The 21,001-nt window shown below is 72.7% G+C and carries 18 protein-coding genes; 7 read left to right on the plus strand and 11 right to left on the minus strand.

Annotation, left to right across the window (positions count from 1 at the left end):
* Positions 1 to 263 precede the first annotated feature (263 nt).
* Both BLT82_RS23430 and BLT82_RS23435 read left to right on the plus strand, forming a co-directional pair.
* Complete coding sequence (locus BLT82_RS23430; RefSeq protein WP_093658026.1) at positions 264 to 953, plus strand: hypothetical protein; 690 nt, start codon at positions 264 to 266, stop codon at positions 951 to 953.
* A 184-nt stretch (positions 954 to 1,137) separates the two neighbouring features.
* Complete coding sequence (locus BLT82_RS23435) at positions 1,138 to 1,698, plus strand: SMI1/KNR4 family protein (protein WP_093658028.1); 561 nt, start codon at positions 1,138 to 1,140, stop codon at positions 1,696 to 1,698.
* 125 nt (positions 1,699 to 1,823) lie between these two features.
* On the opposite strand, the gene BLT82_RS23440 is transcribed toward BLT82_RS23435, so the two are convergent.
* Positions 1,824 to 2,297, minus strand: coding sequence for a carboxymuconolactone decarboxylase family protein (locus tag BLT82_RS23440; RefSeq protein WP_093658030.1), 474 nt, complete (start codon positions 2,295 to 2,297; stop codon positions 1,824 to 1,826).
* 455 nt (positions 2,298 to 2,752) lie between these two features.
* Between BLT82_RS23440 and BLT82_RS23445 the strand changes: the two genes are divergently transcribed.
* From BLT82_RS23445 to BLT82_RS23455, 3 genes are all read left to right on the plus strand, one after another.
* Positions 2,753 to 3,697, plus strand: a complete 945-nt coding sequence (locus BLT82_RS23445) for a LysR family transcriptional regulator (RefSeq protein ID WP_093658032.1) — start codon at positions 2,753 to 2,755, stop codon at positions 3,695 to 3,697.
* A 39-nt stretch (positions 3,698 to 3,736) separates the two neighbouring features.
* Entirely contained in the window at positions 3,737 to 7,129 is a 3,393-nt protein-coding gene (locus tag BLT82_RS23450) for a hypothetical protein (RefSeq protein ID WP_093658034.1), read from the plus strand.
* Between the two features lie 520 nt (positions 7,130 to 7,649).
* Complete coding sequence (locus BLT82_RS23455) at positions 7,650 to 7,895, plus strand: chaplin (protein WP_093658036.1); 246 nt, start codon at positions 7,650 to 7,652, stop codon at positions 7,893 to 7,895.
* 299 nt (positions 7,896 to 8,194) lie between these two features.
* Here the strand turns inward: BLT82_RS23455 and BLT82_RS23460 are convergent, their stop codons facing one another.
* From BLT82_RS23460 to BLT82_RS23480, 6 genes are all read right to left on the minus strand, one after another.
* Positions 8,195 to 8,623 carry a hypothetical protein gene (locus tag BLT82_RS23460; RefSeq protein ID WP_093658038.1) on the minus strand — a complete coding sequence of 143 codons (429 nt, stop codon included), beginning with the start codon at positions 8,621 to 8,623 and terminating at the stop codon, positions 8,195 to 8,197.
* A 195-nt stretch (positions 8,624 to 8,818) separates the two neighbouring features.
* Positions 8,819 to 10,012: a globin domain-containing protein gene (locus tag BLT82_RS23465; protein WP_093658040.1), complete on the minus strand. Its 1,194-nt coding sequence runs from the start codon at positions 10,010 to 10,012 to the stop codon at positions 8,819 to 8,821.
* A gap of 134 nt (positions 10,013 to 10,146) precedes the next feature.
* Positions 10,147 to 10,587, minus strand: a complete 441-nt coding sequence (gene nsrR, locus BLT82_RS23470) for a nitric oxide-sensing transcriptional repressor NsrR (RefSeq protein WP_093658042.1) — start codon at positions 10,585 to 10,587, stop codon at positions 10,147 to 10,149.
* A 478-nt stretch (positions 10,588 to 11,065) separates the two neighbouring features.
* Positions 11,066 to 12,223, minus strand: coding sequence for an AI-2E family transporter (locus BLT82_RS23475; protein ID WP_093658044.1), 1,158 nt, complete (start codon positions 12,221 to 12,223; stop codon positions 11,066 to 11,068).
* Positions 12,224 to 12,528: 305 nt separating this feature from the next.
* A complete protein-coding gene (locus tag BLT82_RS38970; RefSeq protein ID WP_455431879.1) occupies positions 12,529 to 12,663 on the minus strand; it encodes an MFS transporter small subunit in 135 nt (44 codons plus the stop codon).
* Positions 12,632 to 13,966: an OFA family MFS transporter gene (locus BLT82_RS23480; protein ID WP_093658046.1), complete on the minus strand. Its 1,335-nt coding sequence runs from the start codon at positions 13,964 to 13,966 to the stop codon at positions 12,632 to 12,634. Before BLT82_RS23480 ends, BLT82_RS38970 begins: the two co-directional genes overlap by 32 nt.
* Positions 13,967 to 14,352: 386 nt before the next feature.
* On the opposite strand from BLT82_RS23480, the gene BLT82_RS23485 reads away from it, so the two are divergent.
* Positions 14,353 to 15,126, plus strand: coding sequence for an aminoglycoside adenylyltransferase domain-containing protein (locus tag BLT82_RS23485; protein ID WP_093658048.1), 774 nt, complete (start codon positions 14,353 to 14,355; stop codon positions 15,124 to 15,126).
* A 203-nt stretch (positions 15,127 to 15,329) separates the two neighbouring features.
* Here the strand turns inward: BLT82_RS23485 and BLT82_RS23490 are convergent, their stop codons facing one another.
* From BLT82_RS23490 to BLT82_RS23500, 3 genes are all read right to left on the minus strand, one after another.
* A complete protein-coding gene (locus tag BLT82_RS23490) occupies positions 15,330 to 15,839 on the minus strand; it encodes a hypothetical protein (protein ID WP_143041521.1) in 510 nt (169 codons plus the stop codon).
* Positions 15,840 to 16,164: 325 nt separating this feature from the next.
* Positions 16,165 to 17,832, minus strand: a complete 1,668-nt coding sequence (locus BLT82_RS23495; protein WP_093658052.1) for an amidohydrolase — start codon at positions 17,830 to 17,832, stop codon at positions 16,165 to 16,167.
* On the minus strand, positions 17,829 to 19,397 hold the full coding sequence (locus BLT82_RS23500; RefSeq protein WP_167746067.1) for an APC family permease: 1,569 nt from the start codon (positions 19,395 to 19,397) through the stop codon (positions 17,829 to 17,831). The genes BLT82_RS23495 and BLT82_RS23500 overlap by 4 nt, the downstream gene beginning before the upstream one ends.
* A 135-nt stretch (positions 19,398 to 19,532) precedes the next feature.
* On the opposite strand from BLT82_RS23500, the gene BLT82_RS23505 reads away from it, so the two are divergent.
* Positions 19,533 to 20,243: a TetR/AcrR family transcriptional regulator C-terminal domain-containing protein gene (locus tag BLT82_RS23505; RefSeq protein ID WP_143041523.1), complete on the plus strand. Its 711-nt coding sequence runs from the start codon at positions 19,533 to 19,535 to the stop codon at positions 20,241 to 20,243.
* Positions 20,244 to 20,329: 86 nt separating this feature from the next.
* Here the strand turns inward: BLT82_RS23505 and BLT82_RS23510 are convergent, their stop codons facing one another.
* Complete coding sequence (locus tag BLT82_RS23510) at positions 20,330 to 20,959, minus strand: histidine phosphatase family protein (protein WP_093658056.1); 630 nt, start codon at positions 20,957 to 20,959, stop codon at positions 20,330 to 20,332.
* Positions 20,960 to 21,001 lie beyond the last annotated feature (42 nt).

The raw sequence follows: 21,001 nt of genomic DNA on the forward strand, positions 1-21,001 counted from the left end.
GGCTGCATTGACGGCTTCGAGCGTGCTTCGCCCCCGACAGGCAGTCACGGTTGTCCCAGCGCACCGAGCACCACGATCGGCACACGGGCGTGCGATCTCGTGCTTCACTGAAGCGGCCCCACGCCCCACCTCGTTGGCGGCGGCTCCGCCCCGTCGGCGGTCCGGCGCCGGTCGGCACGCAGCTCCGGCAACGCCCGGTCCGGCCTCGACGGGCGTCGCAGGGGCAGTGAGTACCCCGCCATCTGGACACCAAGTAAGGACTCATGGCCGCCGTATCGCAGAAGATCGTGATCCCTCTCGCGTCGCTACTGGCCATCACCTCCGCTGCTGCCGCAACGTACGCGTTCGGGCTGCCTCCGTTCGAGCGGCGTGGCGACATCAGCGCGAGCGACGTCTGTGCATCCCTGGGCAGCTCTCCCACGGTGGTTCCGGCTCTGAAGGGTTCGCTCCCGACCGAACCCGACTACAGGTTCGACGACAGGCGCAGCGGCGGGGACATCACCTCGCAGAGCTCCGACTACACCGCCGACTGTCTCGTCTGGGGCGAGGAGAGTCTGCTGCTCAGCGCCAGAACCGAGATGATGCTCACCGCGACCGGCACGAGCACGCAAGCGGACCCCTCCGAGGTCCGCAGCTGGTCGACCGCGGCCGTCGACGTCCCCGAGTCCCGTCTCACGAGCTTCGACGCAGGCACCAAAGGCGTGACCGCGGCTCGCAAAGCGGCCGTCCTGGTGCCCTGCGCATCGCCCGGACACATTCCGGGCGGAACGTACAGCCTCAGCGTCGTTGTCGACGTGAGGGGACACGGGGAGGATTCGGATGAGAGCGGGTCGCGCCAGGACTTGATCGATCTGGTTGTCAGCGCGGCACGGTTCTCCCACGCGAAGGCGAAGTGCGACCTTCCGTCCGAGCTGCCTGGCGGCGAGGACATGCGCAGGCCGGCCTCCGGGTGAGGGGCGTCCCGTACACCCGTACATACGGGTGTTGCTGCTGGGCGGGCGGCGGGAGTGGAGGAAGCCGTCGGCCGAACGCCTCGACGTCCCGCAGGACCCGGCACGGCGTCGGTCAGCGGCGGCCTCGTCCACCGGCGCCCGCGCAGGAGCAACGATGTCAGTGGCTGCCTGTATCACTGGGACCATGAACACCGAACAGGCCGACCCCGCCGACCTCGCCTCGATACGAGAGGCCTTCGGCGTCGATGACGGCGGCGGGTCCGCGCTGGGCCGGGCAGCTGTGCGCGCCTTCGAGGCGGAGCACGGCGTCGTCCTGCCGGAGCCGTACCGGACCTTCGTCGCCGAGGTCACCGACGGTTCGCCCGCCGGGCCGCCGCACTACGGTCTCGTCGGGCTCGCCGAACTCCCCGACGACTGGGGTGACGGCCGGCCCGTGCGAGACCTCGCGCGGCCCTTTCCCCTCACGTCCGCCTGGCTTTGGGAGGACGACCCGCGCCCGGGGGAGGACATCGAACCGATCCTGGAGCAGGTCTTCGACCACGGGTCGATCGTGCTCGGTACCGACGGCTGCGGGATGTACTGGCACCTCGTCGTCACCGGACCGCACCGCGGCCACATCTGGCTCGTCACCGGTGAAGGCGCGACGCCGTTCGGCGCGGAGTTCGGTTTCACCACGGGCAAGCCGGGTTTCGCCGGGTGGGTCGAGCACTGGGCCGCGGACAAGGACTGGTTCGACGCCGAATGACGGCGGCGGCGCGGGGATCGGACCGGGCGGGCGGAGCCCCGGGCACCGACGAGCGGTGCCCGGGAGTGTGCCGGCAGGGATGATGCCGCCGGACGACACCCGCCGTACCGGCCGGACGCAGCCGGCTATGCGAACTGGCCCGGCTGGTAGTCGCCCGCGGGCTGCTGGACCATGACGTTCCCGCGGTTGAAGGCGTTGATGAGGGAGATGACGCACACGAGCGCGGCGAGCTGCTCCTCGTCGTAGTGCTTGGCGGCGTTGGCCCAGGCCTCGTCCGTGACGCCGCCGGCCGCGTCGGCGATACGGGTTCCCTGTTCCGTCAGTTCCAGGGCGGCGCGTTCGGCGTCGGTGAACACCGTGGCCTCCCGCCAGGCCGCGACGAGGTTCAGGCGCGTCGAGGTCTCCCCGGCGTGTGCGGCGTCCTTGGTGTGCATGTCGGTGCAGAATCCGCAGCCGTTGATCTGGCTGGCGCGGAGCTTCACCAGTTCCTGGGTCGAGGCCGGCAGCGTGGACTCCGCAAGCACCTTGCCCGCGGCGACGATGTGCTTCCCGAACTTGGCTGCGACCGGGCTGCCGAAGAGGTTCAACCGAGCTTCCATGGTGCACTCCTGTGTCGTTCTCGGCGTCGTTGGTGGTTACACCCCTTGGACGGGGCAGCTCGGCCGGGTGTGACGTGGCCGGGTGTGACGCGCGTCTCCCTGTCGCGGCGCCCTCCGGTCGCGGTGGCCACCATCGCCCTCCGCCGGGCGCGGTGCACCACCGTCGCCCCCAGCGGCCCCAGGACGAGCGCTGTGGTCCCATGGGGAAACCCGTGAAGGCCCCTGGAGCGATCGGCGGTTGACAGCGAAGGTGCGCGATCGCCCCGTACGGGCTCGGCACTGCCGGTGGGCCGTCACACCGGTCGGCACCCGTCCGTCGCGTCGCCCTGTGGTTCCGGACCCTGCGAAGCGCCGGACGGGTTGCCGCCTCGGGCCCTACCCTGATCATCCGGGATGCCGGAGACAACGGTCAATCCCATGGATTCCTCGCCGGCCCCAAGCTGTAGCTTGGGGCTGTGACTTTGGACGACCTGCGCGTCTTCGTGGCCGTGTGCCGGGCGGGCAGTCTCAGTGCCGTCGCCAGGGATCTGGGCTGCACGCAGTCGGCGGTGAGTCAGCATGTGAAGCGGCTGGAGCGGGAGACCGCCGTCAGCCTTCTGGAGCGCCATCCGCGCGGGGTGGCGCCCACGCTTGCCGGGCGCCTTCTGTGCGAAGCCGCGGCCGACAGCATCGCCGGGCTCGATCTGACGCTGCGGCGCCTCGGTGACCTGGTGCACGGCGAGAGCGGTTCGGTGCGCGTCACCACGGGCGCGACGAGCGTTCGGCACTTCATGTCCGAGGCGGTCGTCGCGTTCCGGCGCCAATACCCCAAGGTGAGCCTGGAGTTCCAGACGGAGAACTCCAGCCGCAGCTGCTTCGACGCCCTCGTCACCAGCGACCTGGACCTGGCATGGATCACCATCGGCGGCCCGGTGCGCGGCATCGAGCAGCGCCCCGTCGTCGAGTTGCCCTGGGTGCTGGCCGTGCGCGACGACGACCCCCTGGCGGGCCGGTCGCACGTGGACGTGACGGAACTCGGCGCCATCCGCCTCGTCCGCCTCCCCCGGAACTCCACGTCGGGAAACCGACTCGACGCCGCCCTCGCCGAGTTGGGCATCCGGATCAGTTCCGACACCAGCGTCGCGGACTGGGACACCGCCCTGCTGCTGGTGGAACTCGGCCTCGGTCACGCCCTCGTACCCGCCCTGCCCGGCTGGCAGGTGCCGGGCGACGACGGCCACCTCCGCCTCGTCCCCGTCTCCGCACTGCCCCCACTGCCGGTCGGCTGGGCCGTGCGCCGATGGGACGCCCTGCCTCCCCTCGCCCGTGTCTTCGCCGACACGGTCGCGTACCACTGCGGGGAGCGACTCACGAACCGTGGCACGCGTCCGCTGCCGCCAAGCCTTCCGCCACCCGCATAATCGATCGCGCGAACGAATCACTCCGGACACAATCGGCAGATGCCGACCACCGCGGAGCAGTTGCTCTCCGCACTCGACCCCCTGCCCTTTCCCGCCCGGCTGACCCTCACCGCGAAGACCGCCCGCCGACTGGCGGACGACGGGCAACTGGCCCCGCTGCTCGCCGATCTGGACGCCCGGGGACCGTACGAACGGCGCATCGCGGCGCTCGCCGCCACCGCGGGCCGCGACGCGGACTTCCTGGCCGGGCGGCTCGCGGACCTCGATCCCGTGGTCGCCGGTTACGCACTGCGCGCGGCCCGAGTCCTGTCGGTCCCGGACGAGGCGGTGGAGGCGGCGTACGACGACGCACCGGCCGCCGTGCGGCACCGGCTGGCGCGTCTGCTCGCAGCCGGCGGCCGTACGGCGCTGGCCGAGCGCACGCTGGTGCGGCTGCGCGAGGAGTGGGGCGACGGCGAGGCCGCGCGGCTCCTGCCGGCCTGCTCCCCCTCGTTCGTCGCGGAACACCTGCCCGAGCTCGCGCACGCCGTCGACGCCTGGACGAGGCTCGCCGTCCGCCACCCCGACCCGGTGCTCGACCACGCCGAGGCCGCCCTGGCCGACCGTGCGGGCGGAACGCCGCGGGAGAACTGGTGGCGCCTCCATGCCACGGCGGTCTCGGCGCTCGCGCCGCTGCGTCCGCTGCGCGTGCTGACACTGCTGGAGCGGTACGGGCCGGAGAGCCTGCCGGGCGCGATCACCAGCGCGCTCGGTCCACTGGTCGCGGCCGACGCCGAGCGCGTGATCGCCTGGATCATTTCTCCGCACCGCGTCGAACGGCGCTACGAGCCTCTGCCGCCGCCGGGCGTGCTGAGCCGGCTGGTGAAGGCCGAGCCCGTGTCGCTTCCCCTGCTCGGGCGCCACTGGCTACGCCGCGAACGCCACTTCGCCGCCCTGCTCAAGGCGATGGCGCCCGCGCGCCGGCCGGCGTTCCTGGACGCGGTCACCACCGCCGGTGCGCGCCGAGAGCCCGCTCTCGCGGTCCTCGAACTGCTGCCCAGGGAACGCCGCTGGGAGGAGATGCGGCGGGCGGTTGCCGCGTCCACCGGCGAACCCTCCGACTGGTGGGAGGACTTGGACACCCTTGCCCACGGGCCGTTCGCCGAGGCGCGCACCGCGCTGCTCGGCGCGGTGCGCCGGCCCGACGCCGACGAACGGGAGTCCGCCTGGCCGCTCTTGGTGGCGTGCGCGGCCCGCGACGGCGGCCGAGAGGCGATGAGCGAGATGCTCGGTGCGGCCGCACGCCTGCGCAACGAGCAGGAGCCGGTGCGCACGGCGGTGGTCGAGGCGCTCGCTGAGGTGCACCCGAGGCTCTTCCGCGCCGACGACGCCGCGTGCCTGGACCGGATAGCCGTCGACGCGCTGGAGGCTCGGGACGGCTCGGCCCGCAGCCGCACGACGGTGCGTACCCTCGCCGAGCGCGTCCTGGCCGAGCATGCCGCCGGCGGCGAGGCGGCCCTGCTGTCCTGGGCACTTCGTACGCTGGAGCGGATCGCGGGCCGGACCGGCACGCCGGACTTCGGCCCGCTGCACAGGGTGCTGCGCCGGGGCCAGGAGCACGAGGTGTTCGCCGCGCTGCGCCCATGGCTGGACAGCGCGGCCGAACGGGCCGACTTCCGGCTGCTGCTGGGGCTGGCACGGGCTCTGGGGCCACGTGCCCGGCGGATGCCCGAGCTGCAGGGCATGCTGGCCGTGGCACTGGAACGCGGCGACGACGAGACGTTCGAGGCCGCCGCCGAACTGTGGACGGCCGCACCGGCCACGCGCGACGAGCGGGTGGGCCGCATCGTGGCGCTCGAACCGTCGGCGGTCGTCCTCGGTCCCGTACGGCGGATGCTGGCGCTGCGGCGCACGGATCTGCTGGACGCGCTGCTCGGCGACACACCGCCCTGTGGCCGGTTCCTGCTTCGCGGAGCCCGGCGCCCCCTGCCGGACCTCTCGGTGTGCGGCCGCTGGCTGCCCCGCCAACAGGAGGCCGCCGCACGGCTCGCCGGTCGCACTGCCGCGGACGTCTCGCTCACCCTCGACGAGAGGGCCGCCGCAATCCGTGCGGCCGCCCCGATCCCGGGGCTGGGACACGCATTGGCGATGGCGCGCAAGGACGACCCGGACGTGGTCGTCGCCGAAGCCGCGCTCGGTGCGCTGCCCTGGACCGACCGCCCTCACGACGCCCTGCCGGTGCTGCTGGACGAGGCGGGCACCGATCGGGCGCGGGTCGCGGTGTACGCGGCCGGACGTGCCGCGCGTTGCACCGCACCCTCTCGACTCTCGGTGCTGCTGGCCGCGTTGTCCGCCGGCGACCGGCCCGCGAAGGTCACGTCCCGGAAGGAGGCGGCACGGCTCACGGCCCGTTTCCTGCCGCCCCGGCAGGCGGTGGACCTGCTGACGCGCGCCTTCCACTCGCCCGACCGCCACCCGGACGTGCGGGCCGCCGTCGTTCGCGTCCTGCCGCCGCTGCTCGGTGAGCCCGGCGCCTGGCGGCTGTTGGAGGACGCCGCCCACGACTCCGGCTCCGCGGTGCTCGACGCGCTCGCGGGCATCAGCCCATGGGAGCTGGCCGAGAGACACCGCGCCGGCTACGCGGCTCTGGTCGGTACGGCGTTCGACGCGTACCCCGAGTCCCTCGACGGCTTCGCCGCGTACGGCCCGTTGCAGGCGCTCGGCACGTGGTCCCGCTACGACACCGGGCTCGCCCGCCGGCTTTCCCGCACGGTCGGCGATCTCGGCAGCCGCCGGCACTGGCGGCAGGCGGTCTGGGTACTGCTGGAGCTGGCGCACTCCGACGTTCCGCACCCGGTCGGAGGTACGGCTCCGGGCAGTGCGTTCCACGACGCGGTGACCGGACTCCTGACCGCGATGCGGGACCCGCAGAGCAGGTGCGAAGCGCTGGCGGACCGGGATCTGCCCGCGTTGCAGCGGCTGCGGACCCTGGTGTCCTCCGGCTCCGAGCCGCGCGAGCGGCCCGGGAGCCGTCGGGATCTCGCCGCGCTGCTGGCCGGCGAACCACTCCTGGCGGCCGAGCGTGCCGAACTTCTCGGCGGACTGGTCGACCGCTCCGCGGAACCAGCCGTCCTTATGCGGCAGTTGCTCGACCTGGCGGATGCACTGGAGGACGCCGGGGTGACCGCCGCGGCACAGACCGCGAGCCGGTTGCGGACCACATGGGCGCACCGGCCGCTGCTGCAGGGGACCGAGACGCTGCTCGCCGCGGCCGGACGTCTGGCCGGCGACGGCCGCACCGTCACCGGTCTGCTGGCCGTCGGTCTGGTGGCCGCCACGGGCAACAGGCACGGCTGGCCGGAGGAATGGCGCGCGCTGCTGCGGGCGCTGCGCAGACACGCGCAGCCAGACGTACGTCACGAGGCGCACCGGACGATGACCCAGCCGGAGTGAGCGCGGCCGGCCGCGGGCCGCCTCCGGACGGAGACCGCGGCCCGCCGCCCGCCCCGCACCCGGGGCTCCGCCCGGGCCGGAGTTCCCTGGCGCAGGACACCCGGCTGGGAAACCCCGGCCGGGCACCTGCGTGGGCCCCGCGCAGCCCGGCCAGCGTGTACGGGCAGGGGGTCAGCCGGGCAGCCGGTCAGGGCAGAACGCCCCCGCTCGCCCGGCGTTGACGCCCGGTCAAGGTCCCGTCGACCGACAGCCTCCGAACCGGACAGGCGGCTGAGGACGGTTTGTGTCCCAACTTCCGCATGCACCCAAGGACTTCGTCACGGCCTCCAACCCCGCATACCCGGGGCCGCGGTCTGCGCACCGCGCCCGGGCGACACCGGCGGATCGCCCTCACGGAAATTCTGATCAACATCAGTGTCGCTGACACGCCCGGGATCCGGTGAATTGCCCGTCATATGCCATCGGAATGCGGTGAGATCGGAGCCGTTGATTCACCCCTCCCCAACGAGAGAGATCGAGCATGAGCAAGCGAACCGCGTCCGTCCTGACCGCCCTCACCGTGGCCGGTGTCGTCGCCGGCGTCGGCAGCGCCGTGGCGGACTCCGGTGCCCAGGGCGCGGCCGTGGGCAGCCCGGGTGTCCTTTCCGGCAACGCCCTCCAGGCTCCGGTCCACGTACCGGTCGACGTCTGCGGCAACACGCTCGGGGTCGTCAGCCTTCTCAACCCCGCCGGAGGCAACGGCTGCGCCGCCGGGACGGCCGGCTGACGCCCGCCCAGTCCGCCCCGGCCCGCGACACGCGACTCGCGGGCCGGGGCGTTCCCGTCCCCGGCCGGCGACATCGCCACCGCCGGAGGACCAGGGCCTCCTGCACGCCGAGCCGCGACGAGCCACCCCGAACCGCGCGGAGACGCGCGGAGACGCGCGGAACAGAGTCGCAGCGCGCGGCCTGCCGGCCCGCGAGGGCCGCACCGACCGGAGTTCTCCCGGCACGCGGAGGAGCCACCCCGGTCCACGAGTCCCTGACAGCGAACACACACGCCGACCGGGCTGTCACATCGGCTCGTTCAGACTGCGAGTGCGGCGATGCCCAGCGCCGGCAAGGTCAGAGCCTTGACCGACTCGCAGGCGACGTAGACGAGATGGGCGCGTGAGCGGGGGACGTCCTCCCCCGCGAGAACCCGGTCCGAGCGGCGGTTGAGTACGGGCCGCACCCCCGCGAGCTGCACCACGAGCACCGCGACGGCCAGGGCGGTCAGTGCCACGACGGGAGCCGGGAGCCTGCCGGCCGCGACCGCCACGGCGACCACCGCGGCCAGGGCGGCCTCGGCGCGGTTGAGGGCGCGGAAGACGAGGCGGCCGATGCCCAGACCGATCCGTACGGTCACGCCGGGCGCCCGGAACTTCAGTGGCGCCTCCAGGAACGAGATGGCGAGCACCATTCCGAGCCACACGAAGGCGGCCGCAGCGGCCACGGCCGCCCAGGTGGTGTTCATGCGCGGTGTACCTCTCCTCGTACGTCGGCTTCCCGACGCGGACGTGCGTCTCTTCGGCCCCGTCATCTCAACGCTTGCCGTCGCTGCCGGTGCCGGTGAACCGGCGCAAGCGAAAGCGCCTTCGCTCACGGTGACCGGCGCGGGTCTGTGCAATCCTGCGCCACCACCCGGCCCCACGGGTGCCGGAGACGGCTGCTACTGACCGAGCCAGAGGTCCGGGCCGAAGACCTCGTAGTGGATCCTCTCGGCGGGCACGCCCCGGCGCAGCAGGTCGCCGCGCACCGCGCGCATGAAGGGCAGCGGGCCGCACAGGTACGCGGTCAGATCCTCCGGGAGGTCCAGGTCGCCCAGGTCCGCCCGGCCGGCCGCGGCCTCCGGGGCTTCGCCGCCGGGCGATTCGTACCACAGGTGGAGTCGGCAGTCCGGCAGTGCGCGCACCCGGTCGAGGTGCTCTTCGCGGTGCGCGTGGTCGGCAGGCGTGCGGTCGGCGTGGACGTTGACGACACGGCGGTCCGGCCCGGTGCACGTGAGGTGGTCGAGCATCGCCAGTACGGGTGTGTTCCCGATCCCCGCGGAAGCCAGGAGCAGCGGCCCGTCGCCCTCCGGGAGGACGAGGTCGCCGAACGGCATCGACACGGTCAGCGTGTCGCCGGGGTGTGCGTGCTCGTGGAGCCAGGACGACACCTCGCCGTCCGGACCCGCCGTGCCGCGCACCCGCTTGACGCTGATCCGCCAGTCCGGCCGGCCGGGGGCTGCCGACAGGCTGTACTGACGGATCTGCCGGGCGCCGTCGGCCAGTTCGACCTGGACGCTCACGTACTGGCCCGGCCGGAAGGATCCCGCCGGACGCCCGTCACCGGGCCGCAGGACGAAGGAGACGACGTCGGGCGTCTCCTGGCGCCGTTCGGTGATCACCATGCGCCGCCAGACCTCACCCTCGGCCGCGCCGGCTTCCTGGTAGAGGCGCGTCTCGACGGCGATCAGGGCGTTGGCCATCAGCCAGTAGACCTCGTCCCAGGCCGCCGCGACCTCGTCGGTGACCGCGTCGCCCAGCACCTCGGCTATCGCCGCGAAGAGGTGCCGATGGACGATCTTGTACTGGTCGGAGGTGATTCCGAGCGAGGCGTGCTTGTTCGCGATCCGCGCCAGCATCGCGTCGGGGCGGGCGTCCGGCTTCTCCAGCAGCATTCCGGCGAAGGCGGCGATCGAGCCGGCCAGTGCCTTCTGCTGCTCGCCGTTGGCCTGGTTGCCGCGGTTGAACAGCTCCCGCAGCAACTCGGGGTGGGCGTCGAACAGCCTGCGGTAGAAGAGCTCGGCGATGTTCCCGATGGCAGCCCCGACCACCGGGAGCGTGGCGCGGACGACGGGAGTGGCCTGTTCCGAGAGCACAGCTGACTCCTTAATTGGTAAATGATCTTCGTGTTTTACGGCGCGCTTGCCCCGGCCCGCACGGGCGCGACACACAGCGCCGGGGCGACGGGTCGGACTGGAGCGTGGGCCGGGAGGGACCTTCACGACACGACTCAGCGCGGCGAAGGCCCGGCGAGGGAGACGAGCACAGGCCCCGTGGGCGAGGCGACGAGATCCGCCACGGTCAACGGGTCGAGCGTGGCGTAGAACGCCTCCTGGGCGTCGCGCAGTGCCCGCCGCAGCCGGCATGCCCCCCGCAGCGGACAGGGCGGATCGTCACAGCTGACGACCTCCTCCTCCCCTTCGAGTTCCCGCACCAGCCAGCCCACCGAGGCCCGCCGGCCGAAGTCCGTGACGACGAGACCGCCGCCGCGGCCCCGCCTGGCCTCGACCACCCCCAGGTGCTGCAGGCGCGTGATCGCCTTCGCGGCGTGGGTGTGCCGCACGTCCATGGCCTCGGCCACCTCGCGGGTGGTGAGCACCTCGTCGTCGTCACACACCGCGAGGCGCATGACGGACCGGAGAGCCAGGTCGGTGAACTTGGTGAGTCGCACGATCAGGACGCTAGCAAATACGCATTACAGATTCCTATTAAGACGGCCCCATGCCGGTATGGCGTACGTCACGGACCGACGGCGGGTCCGGTGCGCTCGGCATGTCCGAGGTGGGACGCCGGGCCCTTCAGGCCTGTGGTGCCCGATCCCGGCCGTGTCCGGTGGACTCGGGATGCGGAGGCCTTCCCGCTGAGGCTGCTGAACGGGACGGAGCGGTTCCGGCGGAAGGGCGCAGTGACAGGACCGCCAAGCCCGCAGTCGCGCTCGTCCACTGCTACTGCGGAGGCCCCGCACGTGGTGCGCCGCGTCGGTGGGGTCGGGGGCGACGCCCCGCTCGGCTCGGCCACACGCCCCCGGACACACGCGGCACGGGGACACGGGGAAAACGGCGGCACGGAGACACGGCGGCACGGCGGCACCGGACGCGCCACGACACGACGGCGGCACGGCGGCACCGGACGCGCCACGACACGACGTGCTACGAAGCGACGGCGGCGCCGGGGTGTGCCGCGCCGGTCTCCGGGTCGCGTCCCGGCTCGGGCTCCGGTTCCGCTGCCGGCTCCGGCTCCGGCTCCGGGTCGCTCAGGTGCTCGCGAAGGTACGCCCAGACCACCGCGATCAGTGCGGCCACCGGCACGGCGAGCAGGCTGCCCACGATGCCCGCCAGGCTGCCGCCCAACGTCACCGCCAGCAGGATCACCGCCGCGTGGAGCCCGAGCCCCCGCCCCTGGATCATCGGCTGGAACACATTGCCCTCGAGCTGCTGGACCACGATGATGATCGCCAGCACGATCAGCGCGTCCGTCGGCCCGTTCGACACCAGCGCGATGAGCACCGCGACCAGACCGGCGAACAGGGCGCCCACGATCGGCACGAACGCGGAAACGAAGGTCAGCACGGCGAGCGGGAGCACCAGCGGCACGCCCAGGATCCACAGGCCGATGCCGATGAAGACGGCGTCGATCAGGCCGACGAATGCCTGGGAACGCACGAACGCGCCGAGCGTGTTCCAGCCGCGCGCGGCCACGACCGGGACGTGGGTGGCGAGCGAGCCCGGCAGTTGACGGGTGAGCCACGGCAGGAACCGGGGGCCGTCCTTGAGGAAGAAGAACATCAGGAAGAGCGCGAGGACGGCCGTGACAACGCCGTTGACCACGGTTCCCACCCCGGTGACGACCGCGGTGACCATGCTGCCAGCGCTGTCCTGGATGCGCTCCACCGCGGCATCGAAGGCGCCCGTGATCTGGTCGTCCCCGATGTTCAGTGGCGGTCCGGCAGCCCATTCGCGCACTTGCTGTATGCCCTGGACGACACCTTCGGACAGTTCGCCGGACTGAGACGCCACCGGCACCGCGATCAGTGCCACGACACCCGCGGCCACCAGGAGGAAGAGCACGGTCACGGCCGACGCCGCAAGGGCGGGCGGCCAGCCGTGCCTGCGCAGGAGCCTGGCCAGGGGCCAGGTCAGCGTGGTGAGCAGCAGCCCGACGACCAACGGCCAGACAACCGACCACATCCGGCCCAGCATCCACAGGGCGACGGCGACCATGACGAAAACCAGCAGCAACTCGACCGACACACGTGCCGATGTGCCGAGCGCGGCACGGGCCTTCGTGGAACTCAACCTGGCAGACATGGGGTCACCCTATGGGTACGCCGGTCCGCGGTCGGAGCCGCTGTCCTTCCACGGCCGCGCCGAGCGGGGCCCGTCCCGGGCGGAGGGCGTGCGGCTCGTTCCCCCCGTACGGCCGGGCCGACCCGCCGGGATCGGACCGCGCACGGCCGGCCCGGCTCGTGCCTCGCGCACGGCTCGAATCGACCGCGCGCGAACGGCGGGCCGTCGAGGATGCGTTCGGTCCGCCCCGCGGGACGGCGGCGCGGTTGCCGCGCCGACGGGCGCCCGCGGCACCCGACTGGGCCGCCCCGGGGGACGCCCGGACCTCATCCGGTGAACAACTGCGTTGCCTTCCTCACGAGCTCGTACAGTCCGTAGGCCAGCGGCACTCCCACCCACAACCAGACGAAAGCGATCAGCGGGCGCCGGTCAGGCGGGCTTTGAGTGCTGTCGTTCGGCATCGGCGGTCTCCTTCCTCGGCGCGGGGATGTGGCGGCTCGGGTGCACGGGACGGACGAGTTCATTGGCGACGAAGCCGACGGCGAGCAGCCCGATCATGATGACGAACGACAGGCCGTACAGGGACGCACCGTGCTTGCCGGCCTCCTCCTGACGGTCGGCGATCCAGTTCACGATCAGCGGCCCGAGGACGCCGGCCGTGGACCAGGCGGTGAGCAGCCGGCCGTGGATCGCACCGACCTGGTGGGTCCCGAACAGGTCCTTCAGATACGCGGGAACCGTCGCGAAGCCGCCGCCGTAGAAGGAGAGGATCACCAGTGCGCACAGGATGAACAGGGGCTTCGACGAGTCCCCGAACAGGGCGATGAGCGCGTACATCAGAGCGCCGGCGCCCAGGTACACGCGGTACATGTTCTTGCGGCCGATGAGGTCGGACGCCGACGACCAGCCGATCCGGCCCGCCATGTTGGCCGCCGACAGCAGGGCGACGAAACCCGCTGCCGCCGACACCGACACCGGTGTGGAGCTGTCCGCGAAGAAGTCCGTGATCATCGGGGCGGCCTTCTCCAGGATGCCGATCCCGGCGGTCACGTTCATGCAGAGCACCACCCACAGACACCAGAACTGCGGGGTGCGCACCGCGTCGCGCGCGGAGACCTGGACGCCGTCCACGGCGCTCGGTCCGCCCTCCACGGGTTTCTCGCCGCGCGGTACCCGCACCAGCAGCACACCGAGCGCCATGAACACCGCATAGGTCACACCGTGTACGAGGAAGGCGAGCGCGATGCCGGAGCTGTCGGACCCGAACGACTCCAGCATCTGCGCCGACAGCGGCGAGGCGATCAACGCGCCGCCGCCGAAACCCATGATGGCTATGCCGGTCGCCATGCCGGGCCGGTCGGGGAACCACTTGATCAGCGTCGAGACCGGCGAGATGTACCCGATGCCGAGGCCGACCCCGCCGACGAAGCCGTAGCCGAGGACGATCAGCCAGTACTGCTGCGTGGCGGCGCCCAGCGCGGAGATCAGGAAACCGGAGGAGAAGCAGACCAGCGCCACGGTCATCGCCCAGCGCGGACCGTTGCGCTCCACGAGGGTGCCGCCGAACGCGGCCGACAGGCCGAGCATGACGATGGCGACCTGGAAGGGCAGCGCGCTCTGTGTGCCGCTGAGGTCGAGCGCCGATTCGAGCGGCGGTTTGAACACGCTCCAGGCGTAGGCCTGGCCGATGGAGAGGTGGACCGAGAGTGCGGCGGGCGGGACCAGCCAGCGGCTCCATCCCGGGGAAGCGACAGGAGGACTCATGATCCCGGACGGTAGGAAGGACACCCGGAGTTGAGAAGGCGTCGCGTCGACCGTATGCGGTGAGCGGTATCCCGGGCGCGACGAACGGTCGGGCGGGCGGCCTTCGGACGGGACCCGGGGACGGGAGCCGGACCGCGGCACCGGACGCGACGCCGGACGAGGGTGGGCGCGGCCACCGGACGCGACGCCGGACCGCGGCAGCCCGTGGTCCGGTGCCCGCCGCCGGGAAATTCCTTTGACCGGGCCGGACGCGACGGATACGTTGCGCCGCGTGAACTCGTACTGCTTCTCAGCGAACCGCAGCCGCCGCGCCTGAGCGCGGCGAAGGCCCTTCACTCTCGCCGCGCCCGTCAGTCCATTCCTTCCCACGGGCACGGAGATTCCCCATGTTCACCCGCTTCGCGGAGCTCGACACGCTCCTGACCGGCTTCACCCGCGCGGTCCGCGACATCCTCGGCGACACCTTCGTCGGCGCCTACGTCCAGGGCTCCTTCGCGCTGGGCGCCGGCGATGTGCACAGCGACTGCGACTTCATCGTCGCCACCACCGAACTTCCCCAGGGAGAGGCGGAGTCGCAACTCCGCCGTCTCCACGACGAGATCCCGACACGACCCGGCTTCTGGACACAGCACGTGGAGGGCTCCTACGCGGACACCGCGTCCCTGCGGGGCATCGACGGGCTCGGTGTGCCGTGGCTGTTCTGCGACCACGGTCACCGTCAGCTGATCTGGGACACCCACTGCAACAGTCTTCACACACGCTGGATCCTCAGGAACCACGGCATCACGCTCGCCGGACCGCCGATCGCTGATCTCGTGGACGAGGTACCGCCGGACGCACTGCGCGAGGCGATGCGTGCGGAGCTGCCCGAGGTGCTTCGGTCCATCGGGCCCTGGGCGTCCTTCGATCTCGCCTGGACCCAGCGCTACACCGTCACGACCTACTGCCGGGTGCTGTACTCCCTGGCCACGGGGAAGGTGGCGTCCAAGCGCGGCGCCCTCGAGTGGGCGTACCGGAACCTCGAACCGACGTGGCGTCCGCTGCTCACCCAGGTGATGGACGACCGCGGCCGGGGCTGGGACCCCGACGACCCGCCCCGGCCGGGCAGCCTCGACGCGACGTACGCCTTCGCCGTGTACGCGGAGTCGTTCGCCGACTGACCCTCGTGTCCGGTGGGTCCGGTGTCTGCCCACTGCGCCCACGGGAAGACACCGGGCCACCGGGCTTCCCGTCGATCGAGGGGTCGGCAACCCGCCCGTTGCCGTTGGGCGTTCGGCGTGCCCCACCGGGCGTGCCGACGCGCTCACGGTTCCGGTGGGCGGAGCCGACCCGGCTCACGTCTCAGAACGCGGCATCCACCCGCTCACGGTTCCGTCCAGCCCCGCAGGAGTGCCTCACGCACGGGCGGTTTCGGTGTGCCGAGGCCACCGTTGCTCCGGCCCCAGGACTCGACGGCGCCAAGGTCTGCGGTGCCCGCCACGAGGCGGGCCAGCAGGGACTGGGAGAGTGCGATCTCCTCGGAGCCGTAGCCACCGGCCGCCGCACAGTGCACCGGCACCTCCTCCGTGCCGTCCGCCGTCGCCAGGCACAGCGTCATCTCCGGCGGCTCGCTGCCGAGGCCGACCCCCGCCGTGAGCAGTGCCTCGATCGCCCTCCCCAACGCCGCACCCACGCCCCTGCCGGCCGTTCCGCGCACCGGTACCGCTTCGACGGTCGCCGAACGCAGCTCCGTCCAGCGCCACGCATGCGCGCCGTCCTCGTCGATCGCCTGCACGCCCTCGGCATCCAGACGGACACAACGCCCGTCGACGGCCGGTGGGGAGCCCACGTACACCGAGTCCTCGGTGATCCAGAACAGTCCTACCATCGCCACGGTTCACTCCCGCCAGGCGTGTGAGGCACGAGGCGGCGCCCAGGCCTGTGACGCACGAGGTGACGCCCAGGCGTGTACGGCACGATGTCGTGCCCAGGCGCGCGTGTATGGCACGAGGCGGCGCCCGGCCTGCGAGGCACGAGGTGTTCGGCCGCCTGCCGATGCCGGTGCGGTCACGAGGTCCTCATCGCGATGCCTGCCACCTCCTCGTCCATCGTCCGGCCCGGAGGAGGCCACCGGCAAGTCGGCGCTGACCACGACGGCCGCCCGCCGCGGATGCGGTGGCACCGCCGCGTACGGGGCCTTCGAGGGGGTGCCGCGGTCGTCAGTCCGCGGCATGCACCGGGACGCCGCCCACGTACGTGCGCACGCAGCGGACGGCGTGCAGCCGGCCCGGATCCACGGAGAACGGGTCCCGGTCCAGGACCGCGATGTCCGCGAGGCGCCCGGGGGCGAGGACGCCGGCCTCGTCCTGGTGGTTCACCCAGGCCGAACCCGCCGTGTAGGCGGTCAGCGCGTCGGTGAGGGTCAGGCGCTGGTGCGGCAGGAAGGGCGGGCGCGGCTCGGGCTCCCCCAGTTCCTCGGGCCAGACCTGGCGGTTCACGGCGACATGGATGCCGTGCATCGGGTCGGGGCTGGAGACGAACCAGTCGCTGCCGGCCGCGAGCGTCACCCCGGCCGCGTGGAGCGCGCCGAAGGGGTACTGGAGGGCGCCGCGCGCCGCGCCGAGGAAGGGCAGTGTGAGGTCGTCCATGGCGGGTTCGTGGGCGGCCCACAGCGGTTGGATGTTCGCCGTCGCGCGCAGTGTGCGAAAGCGCGCGATGTCGTCGGGGTGGACGACCTGGAGATGGGCCAGGTGGTGGCGGTTGCCGGTGTGCCCGTTGGCGGCGACGGCGGCCTCCAGGGAGTCCAGTGCCTCGCGGACGGCGCGGTCCCCGAGAGCGTGGAAGTGGATCTGGAAGCCTTCGGCGTCCAGGCGGACCGCTGCCACGCGGAGCATGGCCGGGTCGACCATCGAGAGGCCGCGGTTGTCGCCGGGACAGCCGCAGGAGTCGAGGTAGGGCTCCAGCATGGCGGCGGAGAAGTTCTCCACCACCCCGTCCTGCATGATCTTCACGCTGCCCGCGGTGAACCGGCTGCCGCCGCCCGCGGCTGCCCTCGCCCGCCGTGCGAGCAGCGATTCGATCTGCTCCGGTCCGGCCTCCCGGTCCCACCAGAGAGCACCGCGGACGCGTGCGGTGAGCGATCCTTCGGCGTCGGCGGCCACGTAGGTGTCGAGCGGGTCCGGGTAGCCGCCGTAGGCACCGACCAGGGCGTCCTGCCAGCCGGTGATGCCGAGGGAGTGGAGGTGGGCCTGGGCGGCGAGGAGTCCGGCGCGGGCCCGGGCGGCGGTGACGGGTGGGGTGCGGTCGCCGACCAGGCCCATGGCACCCTCGTGCAGCACGCCGGTCGGCTCGCCGTCCGGGCCGCGCTCGATGCGGCCGTCGGCCGGGTCCGGGGTCTCGCGGTCGATGCCGGCCAGGGTGAGGGCGCGGGCGTTGGCCCACGCGGAGTGCCCGTCCCGGACCGGGAAGTACGCGGGCCGGTCGGGGACCACGTCGTCCAGCAGTCCGCGCGGTGGCAGTCCGCCCGGGAACGCGTCGAACGACCAGCCGCTGCCGACGATCCACTCCTCTTCCGGATGCGCGTCCGCGTATCCGCGGATGATCCTGCGGTAGGCGTTCGCGTCCCGCGCTCCCGACAGGTCGCAGCCGAGCATCCCGATGCCGGCGATCACCGGGTGCACATGCGCGTCGGTGAACCCGGGGAGCGCGAACCTCCCGTCCAGGTCGACGACTTCGGTACCGGCTCCGACGAGCTCCCGCACCTGGCGGTCGCTGCCGACCGCCGTGATCCGGTCGCCGGTGACCGCGAGCGCCGAGGCGCGGGTGGGGGCGGGCCCGGCGGTCCAGACGGTGCCGTTGAGGAGGACGAGATCGGGGGTGGCGCTCATGCGGAGACTCCAGGGGACTTCGACGTGGACTCGGAGTTGGCCGTGGACGCGGGGTCGGAGGCGGGTCCGGCGAGGGAGGAGGTGCCGGACGGGGAAGAGGGGCTGGACGGAGAGGACGGCGCGGGGGCGAGCGGGAGCGCCGGCCGGGTGAAGTAGGCGGCCTTGCGGCGGTAGCGGGTCCAGAGGGCGGCGGGTACGCCCAGGAGGACGGCGCCGAGCGGGAGGGCCGTGAGGAAGCGCCCGTTCTCCGGGTCGAAGGCCATGTGGTCGACGGACGTCCACTGCTGGTGGGCGACCAGGCCGCCGAGGAGGAGCAGTGCCGTTCCGCCGAGCGCGGGCAGCACGCCGACGGCGAGTATGTCGCGCAGGCGCCCGCCGCGCAGTTCGTGCCGGAAGGTGACCACGCACGCCCAGCCCCCGACGCCGTACATCAACGACACGAGTATGCCGACCGAGTTGACGACCGCGAGGACGACCTCGGAGAGTTCGCCCACGGCGAGACCGGCCACGGAGAGCGCGACGGCGATCCCGGCGGTGCGCAGGGTGGAGGTGACCGGGGTGCGGCGGGTGGGGTGCAGCCGGGCCCAGCCGGGTCCCAGGACCCCGTCACGGCCCATCGCCAGGGTGAGCCGGGATCCGGCGATCACCGAGGACTGCATGCAGGCGACGGTGGCCGCGAGCATCGCGGCGATGGCGGCGGTCGCGCCGCCGGTTCCGTAGAAGGCGCGGGAGAGTTCGGTGATTCCGGCGAGGGGGTCCGCGAGCTGCCCCGGGGTGAGCGCGTGCAGGAAGCCGGTCGCGCCGATCAGGAACAGCACCAGTGTGACCACGATGGCGATCAGGCCGGCCCGGCCGGAGGACCGCGCCTCGGCGTTCTCCTCGACGACGCTGAAGGCGCTCTCCCAGCCCCAGAACATGTATGCGGCGAGGACGGTCGCGCCGAGCAGGGTGAGCGTGTCGGGAAATGCGAACGGCGAGAACCAGGACGTCTGTACCGGCGCGGCGTCCCCGCGGGCGAAGGCGGTGACGACGACGGTCAGGACGACCACGGCGGACAGGCCGAGGAGCACCGACTGCACGGCGGTCGCGCCCTTCACACCGCGGACCGCGCCGATCACGACGAGGCCGGTCCACAGCAGGCCGGTGAGGGTGACCGCGAGGGTCGACTCCGTACTGAACAGCCCCGTCTCATGGGCAAGTTGGAGGGTGAACTGCCCGGTCAGCTGGCCGGCGTAGGAGAGGAACATGATGTTGGTGGCGACCGCGGTCCATCCGGTGAGATAGCCGGTCCAGGGGCCGAGGGCGCGGCGGACCCAGATGTACGCGGTGCCGCAGTTGGGGTCGCGTGCGGCGAGCCGGGCGTAACCGCCGGAGACGGCGAGGATCGGAAGCGCGGCCAGCAGGAACGCGGCGGGCAGCGAGGTCCCGGCGACGGCGGCGAGGAAGCCGAGTCCGATGCCGATGGACACGGTGGGGCTGATGTTGGCGAGAGCGATGATCACGCCGTGGCGGGTGCGGAGGGTCTTGCGGAACTCGTCGTGACGGGGGTTCTGGCCGTCGTCCATGCGCGGGCCTCCTCGATCCGGGGTGAGGGAAGGAAAGCGCCCGCCGACCGAATAAGTCAACAGTGTGGGAAAAATACGCTCCGCCGGGCGCCGCGGGCTTGCCCGGGAGTGCCGCCGGCTGATCTGATCGAACGCATGGCATCGGACGGCACGGCGGTAAGGGGCAGGGGGCGGCCGCCCAAGGTGGTCCTGGACGCACGGATCATCGTCGACGCGGCACTGGCGCTCTGCGACGAACAGGGCGCGGAGGCGCTGACCGTACGGAAGCTGGCGGCGCGGCTCGGCGTCGACCCGTCGTCGCTGTACCGGCATGTCGCGGACAAGGACGAGCTGCACCTGCTGCTCGCGGACCGGCTCTTCGAGGAGATCCTGGAGACCTTCGCGCCGACCCCGGGTGACTGGCGCAGCACCCTGCGCGACCTCGCGGTCGGCAGCCGCGAGACGGCCCTGCGGCATCCGGCGGCCGCGGTCGTCGCGACGTACCGGACGACGCGGCGGCCCGCGGAGATGCGGATCGTCGAGCACATCCTGACCGCGTTCGCCGAGGCCGGCTGCGACCCCGGGCAGTCCGCCCTGCTGCATCGCGTGTACGGCGACTTCACCCTGGCCTGGTCCGGCATGGACGCCGCGTTCGCCACTCTCGATCCGGCCGCACAGGCCGGCGACGAGGCGGCCTGGACCCGCGAGTACGTGGCGGCCGATCCGTCCCGCTTCCCGTCGATCGCGCGCAGCTCCGCGCATATGGCGGCCATGACGGGCGAGCGGGTGTTCCGGGCGGCGCTGGAGGTGCTCCTGGACGGGCTGGAGGCACGGATCGGCCGGGGCGGTTCACCGCACGCCGGTTGATCGGCACCCGAGGCCGACCCCACCGGAGGGCGGGCGCACGGGCGTCAGGCGCCAGGCCGAAGGGCGTCGGGTGCGCGGGCGTCGGGCTACCGGCGGAGGTCCCGGGCGGTCGAGCCGACGGTCGCGTCGTCGTCGGCGGACGCCCGCTGCCGTGGCACCGGCGCCTCGACGGGCCGGGCGTGCCAGAGACCGTCGCGCATCGTCAGGGTGACCGCGGACAGGGGCGGCACCTTCAGGTGCCAGAAGGCGCGGGCGGGTGCGGCTCGGACGTGGACGAGCGCGGCCCGGACGACGGACGCTTCGGTGATCGCCAGCACGTGCCCCGCATCGCCCGGCAGGGAGCCGAGCCAGGACGCCGTCCGCAGGCAGAGCCAGCCGACGGACTCGCCCCCGTGCGGTGCGGCGTCGGGGTCCGTCAGCCAGGCGGAGAGGCCGTGGGGGTCCGCGGCCGCGATGTCCGCGCGTGTGCGGCCGTTCCATCTGCCGTGGTCGATGTCCCGCAGGGCAGCCTCGGGCACGGCCGCCACGCCGAGGACCCCGGCGGTCTGCTCACAGCGGACCGACGGCGCCCGGAGGGCCAGGGAGTACGGCGGAAGCGCCGCTTTCGCGTTCGCTGCCTCGCGCCGGGCGCGCCCGTCCAGGGGGCCGTCCCCGAGGGCCGGTCCGGGAATGCCCTCCGCGGGACCGGCGCACAGGAACGTCACTCGCAGAGTCATGACTCCGGCCTCCTCATCCGGTCGGCGCCGCGCACCGCCGGA

It is taken from the genome of Streptomyces wuyuanensis, assembly GCF_900103455.1.
In the GTDB taxonomy this organism is placed as follows: Bacteria; Actinomycetota; Actinomycetes; order Streptomycetales; family Streptomycetaceae; genus Streptomyces; species Streptomyces wuyuanensis.

Coding starts and splice junctions, on each gene's coding strand:
- BLT82_RS23480 (WP_093658046.1), bottom strand. CDS start 13,966: ATGAGTCCTCCTGTCGCTTCCCCGGGATGGAGCCGCTGGCTGGTCCCG.
- BLT82_RS23435 (WP_093658028.1), top strand. CDS start 1,138: ATGAACACCGAACAGGCCGACCCCGCCGACCTCGCCTCGATACGAGAG.
- BLT82_RS23505 (WP_143041523.1), top strand. CDS start 19,533: ATGGCATCGGACGGCACGGCGGTAAGGGGCAGGGGGCGGCCGCCCAAG.
- BLT82_RS23450 (WP_093658034.1), top strand. CDS start 3,737: ATGCCGACCACCGCGGAGCAGTTGCTCTCCGCACTCGACCCCCTGCCC.
- BLT82_RS23460 (WP_093658038.1), bottom strand. CDS start 8,623: ATGAACACCACCTGGGCGGCCGTGGCCGCTGCGGCCGCCTTCGTGTGG.
- BLT82_RS23455 (WP_093658036.1), top strand. CDS start 7,650: ATGAGCAAGCGAACCGCGTCCGTCCTGACCGCCCTCACCGTGGCCGGT.
- BLT82_RS23495 (WP_093658052.1), bottom strand. CDS start 17,832: ATGAGCGCCACCCCCGATCTCGTCCTCCTCAACGGCACCGTCTGGACC.
- BLT82_RS23510 (WP_093658056.1), bottom strand. CDS start 20,959: ATGACTCTGCGAGTGACGTTCCTGTGCGCCGGTCCCGCGGAGGGCATT.
- BLT82_RS23440 (WP_093658030.1), bottom strand. CDS start 2,297: ATGGAAGCTCGGTTGAACCTCTTCGGCAGCCCGGTCGCAGCCAAGTTC.
- BLT82_RS23500 (WP_167746067.1), bottom strand. CDS start 19,397: ATGGACGACGGCCAGAACCCCCGTCACGACGAGTTCCGCAAGACCCTC.
- BLT82_RS23485 (WP_093658048.1), top strand. CDS start 14,353: ATGTTCACCCGCTTCGCGGAGCTCGACACGCTCCTGACCGGCTTCACC.
- BLT82_RS23475 (WP_093658044.1), bottom strand. CDS start 12,223: ATGTCTGCCAGGTTGAGTTCCACGAAGGCCCGTGCCGCGCTCGGCACA.
- BLT82_RS38970 (WP_455431879.1), bottom strand. CDS start 12,663: ATGCCGAACGACAGCACTCAAAGCCCGCCTGACCGGCGCCCGCTGATC.
- BLT82_RS23430 (WP_093658026.1), top strand. CDS start 264: ATGGCCGCCGTATCGCAGAAGATCGTGATCCCTCTCGCGTCGCTACTG.